Origin of the sequence: uncultured Mailhella sp. (genome assembly GCF_944324575.1) — a bacterium.
Classification (GTDB): domain Bacteria; phylum Desulfobacterota; class Desulfovibrionia; order Desulfovibrionales; family Desulfovibrionaceae; genus Mailhella.
In genome coordinates this window covers 1-9,902 of record NZ_CALUWV010000073.1, presented here as the reverse complement: position 1 = coordinate 9,902, position 9,902 = coordinate 1, and the positions used below count along the sequence as shown (strand labels likewise).

At 59.3% G+C, this 9,902-nt stretch carries 7 protein-coding genes; 6 read left to right on the top strand and 1 reads right to left on the bottom strand.

Annotated features, from left to right (window positions below; translation table 11 throughout):
• Positions 1 to 33: 33 nt before the first annotated feature.
• Positions 34 to 1,191, bottom strand: a complete 1,158-nt coding sequence (gene alr, locus Q0J81_RS08565; protein ID WP_294447206.1) for an alanine racemase — start codon at positions 1,189 to 1,191, stop codon at positions 34 to 36.
• Positions 1,192 to 1,380: 189 nt separating this feature from the next.
• Here alr and lptD point away from each other — a divergent pair, with 189 nt between their 5' ends.
• The 6 genes from lptD to Q0J81_RS08535 all read left to right on the top strand — a co-directional run bounded on the left by lptD (position 1,381) and on the right by Q0J81_RS08535 (position 9,652).
• Positions 1,381 to 3,735, top strand: a complete 2,355-nt coding sequence (gene lptD, locus Q0J81_RS08560; RefSeq protein WP_294447204.1) for an LPS assembly protein LptD — start codon at positions 1,381 to 1,383, stop codon at positions 3,733 to 3,735.
• Positions 3,736 to 3,742: 7 nt separating this feature from the next.
• Positions 3,743 to 5,263: a YifB family Mg chelatase-like AAA ATPase gene (locus tag Q0J81_RS08555; RefSeq protein WP_294447202.1), complete on the top strand. Its 1,521-nt coding sequence runs from the start codon at positions 3,743 to 3,745 to the stop codon at positions 5,261 to 5,263.
• The gene (gene lnt, locus Q0J81_RS08550; RefSeq protein ID WP_294447201.1) at positions 5,260 to 6,936 is read left to right on the top strand and encodes an apolipoprotein N-acyltransferase; all 1,677 of its coding nucleotides are present in this window, start codon (positions 5,260 to 5,262) and stop codon (positions 6,934 to 6,936) included. Before Q0J81_RS08555 ends, lnt begins: the two co-directional genes overlap by 4 nt.
• Positions 6,937 to 6,995: 59 nt before the next feature.
• Positions 6,996 to 8,109 (top strand): peptide chain release factor 2 gene (gene prfB, locus Q0J81_RS08545; RefSeq protein ID WP_294447200.1). Its coding sequence is split into 2 segments (ribosomal slippage): positions 6,996 to 7,070 and positions 7,072 to 8,109, totalling 1,113 coding nucleotides; the frame shifts between segments, so codons are not numbered across the junction.
• A 145-nt stretch (positions 8,110 to 8,254) separates the two neighbouring features.
• Complete coding sequence (locus Q0J81_RS08540; RefSeq protein WP_294447199.1) at positions 8,255 to 8,530, top strand: HU family DNA-binding protein; 276 nt, start codon at positions 8,255 to 8,257, stop codon at positions 8,528 to 8,530.
• A 330-nt stretch (positions 8,531 to 8,860) separates the two neighbouring features.
• Positions 8,861 to 9,652: an exodeoxyribonuclease III gene (locus Q0J81_RS08535; RefSeq protein WP_294447198.1), complete on the top strand. Its 792-nt coding sequence runs from the start codon at positions 8,861 to 8,863 to the stop codon at positions 9,650 to 9,652.
• The last annotated feature ends 250 nt before the right edge of the window (positions 9,653 to 9,902 follow it).

Here is a 9,902-nt window from a genome sequence, read left to right as displayed (position 1 = left end):
GGCGCCCTTAAGGCGCGAGTAAGTAACAAGCCCTTACAGGGCTGAACAAGCCACCCGTTTTACGGGTGGTCCTGACTCCGTTCTGTTTTTGCCCAGCAGACAGGTCACTTCGTAGGGAATGGTCCCCCACCATCCGGCAAGTTCCTGCGCGCTGACGCCGTTTCCCGGTCCACCGAGCACGTAGACCGTGTCTCCGGGGACGGGAGGCGTGGGAAGATCTGTAAGGTCCACGCAGGTCATCTGCATGGCCACCCTGCCGATGACGGGCACGCGCGTGCCGTTTATGCTCATGCAGGTTCCCGGCGCTGGGTTGCGGCGGTAGCCGTCGGCATAGCCTATGGCCACCCAGCCGACGAGCCGCTCCGAGTCCGCCTTGTAGGTTCGTCCGTATCCCACGCTCTCGCCCTTGTGGAGAGGATGAACGCTGATGAGGGGCGCGGATACTTCCATGACGGGAAGAAGAGAGCCGCAATGTCCTTCGTGTTCAGTTCCGTAAAGAGGATCGTAGCCGTACAGGGCAATGCCGGGCCGGCAGAGATCGTCATCGTGCGTCACGCCTTCCAGAAGGCCGGCCGTATTGCCGAGAGAGCAGCGCATGGAGGGAAAGACCCGGTGCAGGATGTCGGTCGCCCGGTAGAAGATGTCACATTGACGGCTGGTATAGGCGCTCTCCGCGGGATCGTCGGCCACGGCGAGATGCGAAACCTGCACGATGGGGGAAAGCTCGGGGGCGTCGGCAAGAAAGGCAGCAACCTTTTCGATGTCCTCCAGAGCAAAGCCGAGGCGCCCCATGCCGGTGTTCACCTTGACGGCGATGGTAAGGGGCGTCACGGCGCCTTGTCTGCGCATGGCCTCTTTTGAGGCAACAAGGCCTTCCCTGTTGTGGATGAGCGGAGTCAGATTCTTTTCGCGGGCAAGGCGTATGTCGTCGTCGCCGGGAGCAAGGCAGAGCAGGGATACGATGTTGCCGGAAAAGCCCGCGTCGCGTATCGCTGCGGCTTCCTCAAGCGTGCCTGCCGCGGCCCAGGCAATGCCGCACTCTTCCAGAATTTTTGCGGCACGTGTCACGCCGTGTCCGTAGGCGTCCGCCTTGATGACGGGCATGAGGTCGTGCCCCTTCTGCATGAGGGTGACGACGTTGTGGCGAAAGTGTTCCCAGTTGATGCGGACATGGCATGAAGGCTCTGTCATGATGGATATCCTTTCCGGCGAGACGGTCGACGTTAAGGCCCGTGCGGGGGCTTTTTTTCGGTCAAGTTGTATGCTATGGAAAATCAGCTTCGTGCTGAAAAGCCGGCCGGTACGTCCGGCGGTTGTCTTTTTCACGTTCCGTTTCTGCCTCTACCGCCTCTTTCCCTGTCTTGCAACCCGGAATATGCCGTGTTTTTTCCTTTCGCTTCCTTATCTTCGTTGTGTCGTACGCTTGTGACCGTGTTCGCGGTGCTGACGTGCCTTTTCTCCTCCTCCCAGGCTGCACAGAGCCAGGGAGGGCAGAAGTCTCTGACCACTCGCGGAGAAGTTCCCTGGACGCTCAATGCCGACAATCTCGTCAGTCTTGACGATGGCGTCATTGTTGAGGCTACCGGCAATGTGCTGCTCCAGCGCGGCGAAGACTACATGAAAGCCGATTTCGCCAGGTACTACACCACCACAAACTGGATTTTCGTCAAGGGGAAGGTTGAGGCCCGCATGGGGCGCGACATGCTGAATGCCTCGGAGGCGGAATTTGATCTCACTTCCCGCACGGGCTGGCTCAAGGACGGTTCCATATTCATTGCCGGGCCGCATATGTACGTGACCGGACAGAAGGTGGACAAGCTCTTCGGCGATCGCTACCGCTTCAAGAACGCCAGAGTCACGGCCTGCGACGGCGAGGTTCCGGCCTGGTCTCTTGATGCTGATCAGGCCGACATAGAAATAGACGGCTACGCCAGGCTCAAACATACCACGCTCAACATTCTGGACGTGCCGCTCATGGATGCGCCTTATCTGGTGCTTCCGGCCAAGACTACGAGACAGTCCGGGCTTCTCATGCCCGACTTCGGCTACAGCAGCCTGAACGGTACCTTTTTTTCTCAGCCGTATTTTCAGGTCATAGACGAAAGCCGTGATCTTACCTTCTACGGCACTTACATGAGCAAGGCGGGCTTCATGCCGGGCATTGAATACCGCGCGCATACCCGCGATCAGGACAAGACCTGGCTGGCCTTTGACGCTCTGTACGACAAGCACACCTTCCGGAGGGATTCCAGCGACCCCGTCAACGATACCGACGGCAAGGTGAACACCAATGAAGAGAGATTCTGGCTGCGAGGCATGGGCGACGGATTCGTCGGCGATTCCGGCTGGCGCTATCGCTACAACCTCGACTATACTTCGGATCAGAACTTCCTGCGGCAGTTCCGCGACATGCGTACGGGCTTCAACCGTTCCCGCGACGCTCTTTACGATATGTTCGGCCGCGACCTGCAGGAAGTGGACAAAAACCGCGTGAGCGAAGGCTTTCTGTATCGCGACTGGGACCGCTTCATGGTGTCCGTGGGCTTCCGCTATGAGCAGGATCCTTCCTTCGGGCACGGTAATCAGCCGCACAGTCAGGATACCACGGTGCAGCGCATTCCTGTGAATGCCTACCTCTTCAAGGGCGCTTTTCTGGAAAATCTGCCGCTGGAACTGCAGGGTGAGGTGTCGAGCACCTATGAATATCGTGCCCGCGGCGTGCGCGGCCTGCGTACGGAAATTCATCCAGAGCTGACGTTGCCCGTGAATCTGCCCGGCGCTTCTCTGCTCGTGACGGGCGGCGTGCGGCAGACCTACTACAACAGCAATCACGTGCCCTTCAACGATTCTCTGCGCTGGACGCGCGGCGGCGGCACCAAGGACCGGTTCATTCCCGACATGAGCGCGGAAACCTTTACGCAGTTTTCACGTATCTGGGACATGCCGGAAAATCATCTGGAAGCCGTAGCCGAAAATGTGGGCAAGACAAGCTGGACCGGCGTCCGTCACCGGGTGCAGCCCCGTCTGACCTACGAATGGACGCCCGACAGGGATCAGGCCGACAATCCCATTTTTGAGGAAATGGATCGTCTCAAGCCTTCGCAGAGAGTACGTCTTTCCGTGACCAACATCGTGACGGCCAGGCGGGAGACCGTTTCCGGGGCGCAGGGCAAGTACAACACCCGCGAGACGTATTTCGATCCTCTGCGCTGGGAACTGGCCACGGGATACGACATCGACGAAGCCAACCGCAACGAGTTCCGCGATCTTTATGAGCGCAAGCCGGTCATGGACGCGTATTCCTATCTGGAACTTCGGCCGGTCAACTGGTTCAGCGTGTGGAACCGCCTTTACGTGTCCATGTATGGTGACGGCATCACCCGCAGCGACACCGGTACCACGCTTTCCAATGCCCGCTGGGGTTCCTGGAGCCTGTCCTACAGTACCAGAAACAAATATTATAACTATCTCGATGAGATGAAGCGAGACAACCTGAGCGATATCCGGTTCACCAGAGCGCAGCGTCTTCTGACCAATACGTTCACCTTCCGCCCCACGAGCAGCATATCGCTGTACTATCGCACGCAGGACAACATCGAGACCGGCAAGAACTACGAGCGGCAGTTCATCATCGGCTATTATCATCAGTGCTTCCATATTCTGGGGGCTGTCCAGAGCAAGGCGAGGGACAATTCCTACCGGCTCATTCTCGAACTGCCGGGCCTGAGCTTCTGAGGTTCCCATGGTGGTTCATCTCTCCTGCGGAGCCGTTCTGGGAGTGGATGCCTTTCGTGTCGATCTTGAGGTGGATTACGGCAGGCAGGGCATGCCTTCGTTCGTCATGGTCGGGCTGGCCGAGGGGGCGGTTCGGGAATCCCGCGAACGAGTGCTCAAGGCGCTGCAGAATTCTTCCTTCCGCATTCCTCCGGGGCGCATTACGGTGAACCTCGCCCCGGCCGACCGTCGAAAGGAGGGGTCTGCCTATGATCTGCCTCTAGCGCTCGGTCTTCTGGGCGCGTCGGGGATACTCCCTGCAGAATCTTTGAAAGGCTGGTTCTTTGCCGCCGAGCTTTCTCTCGACGGACGTCTCAAGCCCGTGCCCGGCGTTCTGGCCGTGGCCATGCTGGCGCGCTCGGAAGGCGCGCGCGGCATGCTGGTGGCTCCGGACAATGCTCAGGAAGCTGCCATGGCCGAGGGGCTCGACGTGTTTGCGCCGCAAACGCTTGCTGAGGCCGCGGCCTTTCTTGCCGGTCGCGCGGATCTTGCTCCCGTGTCGGCGTGCCCCCCTGACCGGACTGCAGAGGAGTTTCTCGACCTTGCGGATGTGAAGGGGCAGGAAAAGGCCAAGCGCGCCATGGAAGTGGCGGCGGCCGGCGCGCACAATCTGCTGTTCATCGGACCTCCCGGCAGCGGAAAGACCATGCTCGCAAGACGCATGCCGGGTATTCTTCCTCCGCTTGACCTGGAAGAGGCGCTGGAAGTGACCAAGATTTACAGCGTGGCGCGCATGCTTGACGGACGGGGGCTTGTGACGAGTCGTCCGTTTCGCACGCCGCATCACAGCGACTCGAGCGTGTCCATCATTGGCGGCGGCGTGCCTCCGCATCCGGGAGAGGTCAGCCTTGCTCACAGAGGCGTGCTGTTTCTGGACGAGCTGCCTGAATTTCAGCGGCAGGCGCTTGAGGTGCTGCGTCAGCCTCTGGAGCAGGGGCGAGTGTTCATTTCCCGCGCTACCTACGCGGTTTCCTATCCCGCCGATTTCATGCTGCTTGCGGCCATGAATCCCTGTCCCTGCGGCTACCGCACCGATCCCCGCCATGAATGCACCTGTTCCGCGCAGGCCGTGGCCAGATACCGGGCCAGACTTTCCGGTCCGCTGCTGGATCGCATCGACCTTCATGTTGAGGTGCCCGCTGTTTCCTATGAAGACATCCGGTCCGAGAAGACCGGACCGTCGTCCGCCGAAGTGCGGGAGCGGGTCATTCGTGCGCGGGAGGTGCAGCGCGAGCGGTACCGGGGGACGAAGTGCCGCACCAACGCTGACCTGTCCGGCAGAATGCTCGACGAGCACTGCAGGCTCGGACGGGAAGAACATGAGTTTCTGGGGAATGCCGTGAACGCCCTTGCGCTGTCCGCGAGGGCGTATACCCGCATTCTTCGTGTGGCGAGAACCATCGCCGATCTTGAAGGCGCGGCGGATCTTTCGCTCGCGCACATCGCGGAGGCCATAAGCTGCCGCGTGCTCGACAGGGGGCAGTCATGAGCTTTTCCCTGCGAACCGGTGTCGTGCTTGTCGCGGTCGGCTCGTTGTCCGTTTTTCTGGGTACTCCCAATCCCGTGGTCCATCTGCCGCTGATCATCCTGCTCTACCCGGCAGTGCTCTGTCTTGCCTCGCGCACGACCGCTCCCTTCCGCATGGGCTGGTGTGCGGGGATTCCCGGCGCGGCGGCGGCGCTGTACTGGATTGCCGTGGCCGCGCATATGTACGGTGGCTTTCCCTGGATTCTGGCGGCGCCGTGCTCCATTCTGCTCGGCATGTACGTGGCGCTGTGGGGCGGACTGTTCTCCTGGCTTATGGCCCGGACGCTTTCGCTCTCTCCCTGGCGGCGCTGCGCGCTGGCAGGCGTTCTGTGGTTTCTGCTCGAGTGGACTCGCGGCTGGTTCGGTACCGGTTTTTCCTGGCTTACGCTCTCCTCGGGACTTGCGGCGTGGCCGGCGCTCATTCAGCCTCTGAGTCTGCTTGGGGAGTACGGCTATTCGGGCGTGCTCGCCTTTGCGGCCTGTCTTGCCTGCGAGGGCGTCATGCTTCTTTGCACAAAGGCCTCCCGAAGAGGGGGAGCCACTCTGATGGCCTGCGCCGCAGGACTGCTTGTCGTCATCGCCGCGTTCGGCTCATGGCGTCTTTCCGTCATGCCAAAGAGACTTGCGGAAAAAAGCATTCCCGTGACCGTCACCATGGTGCAGGGAAGCGTGCGGCAGGACGTGAAATGGTCGAAGGAGTATCAGCAGCACACGCTTGAGCGCTACGTCCGTCTCAGCATGGACGGCGTGCGCGGGAATGTGAACGCTCTTGCCGGAGCGGAAAAGCCCCGGCCGTCTTCTTCGGAACTGGCCGCATTCATGGGCCGTACGGAACTTCCCGGAGACGTCACGCTCGCTCCGGCTCTTCCCGATTTTCTGCTCTGGCCGGAAACGGCCATGCCGTTTGCCTATCCTTCCGGCCCTCTTTCCGCGTCTCTGCGCGACTTCGTGCAGGAGCTCGGCCTTCCGCTTGTTTTCGGCGCTCCCGGCGTGGAGCGCTCGGCGGACGGAAAAACGCTCCTTTACAACCGGGCCTTTCTGCTTATGCCGCAGGGGGACGCCGGGCATTACGACAAGGAGCATCTTGTTCCCTTCGGGGAGTACCTCCCTCCCGTTCTGGACTGGGACATATTCCAGAGTCTTCTTCAGGGGCTCGGCGGCTTTGAGCCCGGAACGCAGGAAATGCTTTTTCCTCTGCATCTTCAGGGCCGTGGCGAGCTGGACATGGGGATGCTCATCTGCTATGAGGCCATTTTTCCCGAACTGGCCCGCAAGCGGGTGGCGGAGGGCGCAGGACTGCTTTTGAACATCAGCAACGACGCCTGGTACGATTATACCTCCGCTCCCATGCAGCATCTTCAGCTTGCGCTCATGCGAGCGGTGGAGGAGGGGCGCTATGTGCTGCGAGCCACCAACAGCGGCATCACGGCCGTTCTCGATCCTCTGGGCGGCATCCACGCCATGGGGGGAGCAGAGAACGACTACGCGCTTTTCGTGCCAGGCTCCCTTACGGGCACGGCGCTTGCCTTGCAGGGGCATACGCCTTACTTTTATCTGCATCCGTGGCTTCCTGCCGCGGGCTTCATGATACTGCTTCTGCTGGGGCTGCCCCTTGTGCGGCGCGGCCGCGCGTAAGGCAGATCCGTTTCGACATTCTCCGCTTCGGCGGACATACCGCAACAAAGGATACCGTCATGCTTCAGTTGGCCGAACTTCGTTCCCGCTGCCATAATCTTGCCGAACAATTCACTTCCCTCTGGGGGCGTCTTTGACCTGCCCACGCGGGAGGCGCGACTTGAGGAAATAGAAGGCATCATTTCCAGTCCCGACGCGTGGGCCGATCAGGAAAAGCTCACGCCCGTGCTCAGGGAAAAAAGCCGTCTTGAGGCCGAGGTGGCCCGTTTTCGCGAACTGAAGGCCAGCTATGATGAAATGGAAGAATGGCTCGATTTCGTGTCCGACGGCGAAGAAGACGCCCTTGAAACGCTGAACGAGCAGGCCGATACGCTGGAAAAGCTCTTGACGGAAACGGAAATGACCGTGCTGCTCAGCGGCGAGTCCGATCATATGGACGCGCTTTTGGACATTCATCCCGGCGCTGGCGGCACCGAGGCCCAGGACTGGGCGGAAATGCTGGAACGCATGTATCTGCGCTGGGCGGAGTCTCATCACGTCAAGGCTGAAATCGTGGACTTACTGCCTGGTGAAGAGGCGGGCATCAAGGCCGTGACCATACGGCTTCAGGGGCAAAACGCCTACGGGCTGCTCAAGGGCGAAAAGGGCATTCACCGCCTTATCCGTATTTCCCCTTATGATGCTTCCGGTCGCAGGCATACGTCGTTCGCTTCCGTGGATCTCATTCCCGACGCGGGCGAAATATCGAGCATCGAGATCAAGGAATGCGATCTGCGCATTGACGTGTATCGTGCCTCCGGTGCGGGCGGTCAGCACGTCAACAAGACCGAGTCCGCCGTACGCATCACGCACATTCCCACCGGAATCGTGGCGCAGTGTCAGAACGAGCGCTCGCAGCAGAGCAACAGGGAAAGCGCCATGCGAGTTCTCAAGGCTCGTCTGTATGCCTTTGAGCAGAGCAAGCGCGATGCTGCCCGTCAGGCCGACTACGCCGGAAAGGATGCCATTGCCTTCGGCAGTCAGATTCGTACCTACACGCTGCAGCCGTATCGTCTGGTGAAGGATCACCGCACCGGTTCCGAGTGCGGCGACGTGGACGCCGTGCTCGACGGACGCATCGATTCTTTCCTGAGGGATTACCTTCTCTGGCAGCATGAGCACAGTCACGGATAGGTGGCTGATTTCCCTTGCAAGGCAACGGGTTTAGGGTTATAGATGTCTTACTTGACACCAAGTGAGCTTTCAGGGGAGAGCCCCCGCGCGCAGTAATCCTTCTCCCTGCCGGCAGGGCAGGTTAATACCGTATGACGGAGATGTCATGAACAAGAGTGAACTGATCAAGAATCTTGCCGAACAGTCCAATGTGTCGCTGGATGAAGCCACCCTTGTGGTCAATACTTTCGTGGACTGCATGAAGGAAGCACTTCTTGCGGGCGATCGTGTTGAGATCCGCGGTTTCGGCAGTTTCAAGGTTAAAGAATACGGTTCCTATGCCGGGCGCAACCCCCGTACCGGAGACCGCGTGGAAGTCAGCCCCAAAAGGCTGCCCTTCTTCCGGGCCGGTAAGGAACTCAAGGAATTCCTCAACGATTAGCGATATCTCCGGTATTTTGAACGGATTTTAAAGGCAGGTTCTCTGAACCTGCCTTTTTTTATGGTCGAAAATCGACATTGCGTACAATCCTCCGTTTCGGGCGGAGTGCCTGTGACCTGACGGAGAAGAGCGCTGGCAGGGATTTTTGGTGCATGTATTTTTCGGCATCGTCCGGGCAGAAATACTGCCGGACGCGGTTTTGTTTTCCGCCGTCTGCTTCGGGAGCTCCGAGGGTGCGCAGCGATGAAGCCGGGGACGAGTTGCGGCTTTTTTTCTTGAGATTGCGGGCATTGTCGCGTAGATTCTCCCAACGGAAGAAGGACGGATAGTATGTCACTCATGCGCTTTGTGTCGTGGAACGTCAACGGCTTTCGCGCCGTCAGCAAAAAGGCGGACTGGGAATGGTTTTCCAGAACTCAGGCCGATGTGGTGGGACTGCAGGAAACCAAAGCTGCCCCGGAACAGATTCCGCAACATCAGCGGGAGCCAGAGGGCTGGAATTCCTGGTGGTCTGCCTCCACGGTCAAAAAAGGGTATTCCGGTGTGGCGGTGTTCAGTCGCAGAACGCCTTTGAACGTTGAGCATGAGCTGCCCGATCCCGATTATCACGGCGAAGGTCGCGTACTGCATCTGGAGTTTCCCGAGCTGCACTTCTTCAACATCTACTTCCCCAACGGGGGCGAGGAGATCTCGAAGGGCGTGTTCCGCCGCGTACCGTACAAGATGGGCTTTTTCAACGCCTTTCTGGACTATGCTGAGGAACTGCGCCAGGACAAGCCCATCGTAGTGTGCGGAGACTTCAATATTTCCCACAGGGACATTGATCTGGCGAGACCCCGGGAAAACGAGTGCAACACCGGTTTTCTGCCTGAGGAGCGTGCCTGGATGGACGGTTTTGTTCAGGCCGGATATGTGGATACCTTTCGGCTCGTGCACGGCGATGAGGCGGGCGCCTATACATGGTGGTCGTACAAGACCCGTGCTCGGGAACGCAATGTCGGGTGGCGGCTGGATTATTTCTTCGTTTCGTCCGAGCTTCGGAACAACGTTCGGGATGCGTGGATAGAAAACGACGTGTACGGTTCCGATCACTGTCCTGTAGGACTGGCGCTGGAGCTGTAGGCAAAGCGGTCTTTTTGTAAGGCCTGGGAAGAAGAACGGCAGTTTTTCCCGCTCGGGAAAAAGACGTGTCGGCAAGGGGCAAGGAGCGGGTCGAAAGATTTTCCGCACGTTTCCGAGCCCGTTTCTTATGTGGAAAGGAATATGTGCGAAAACGGCAGCAGAATGACGGGCACAAAAAAAGCCCCGATGAAATCGGGGCAAAATATGGGGCGAATAACAGGGTTTGAACCTGCGACCCCCTGGGCCACAA

Excerpts from the sequence above, each read along its gene's own strand:
- alr (WP_294447206.1), bottom strand. The coding sequence starts at position 1,191 with ATGACAGAGCCTTCATGCCATGTCCGCATCAACTGGGAACACTTTCGC.
- Q0J81_RS08555 (WP_294447202.1), top strand. The coding sequence starts at position 3,743 with ATGGTGGTTCATCTCTCCTGCGGAGCCGTTCTGGGAGTGGATGCCTTT.
- lnt (WP_294447201.1), top strand. The coding sequence starts at position 5,260 with ATGAGCTTTTCCCTGCGAACCGGTGTCGTGCTTGTCGCGGTCGGCTCG.
- Q0J81_RS08540 (WP_294447199.1), top strand. The coding sequence starts at position 8,255 with ATGAACAAGAGTGAACTGATCAAGAATCTTGCCGAACAGTCCAATGTG.
- Q0J81_RS08535 (WP_294447198.1), top strand. The coding sequence starts at position 8,861 with ATGTCACTCATGCGCTTTGTGTCGTGGAACGTCAACGGCTTTCGCGCC.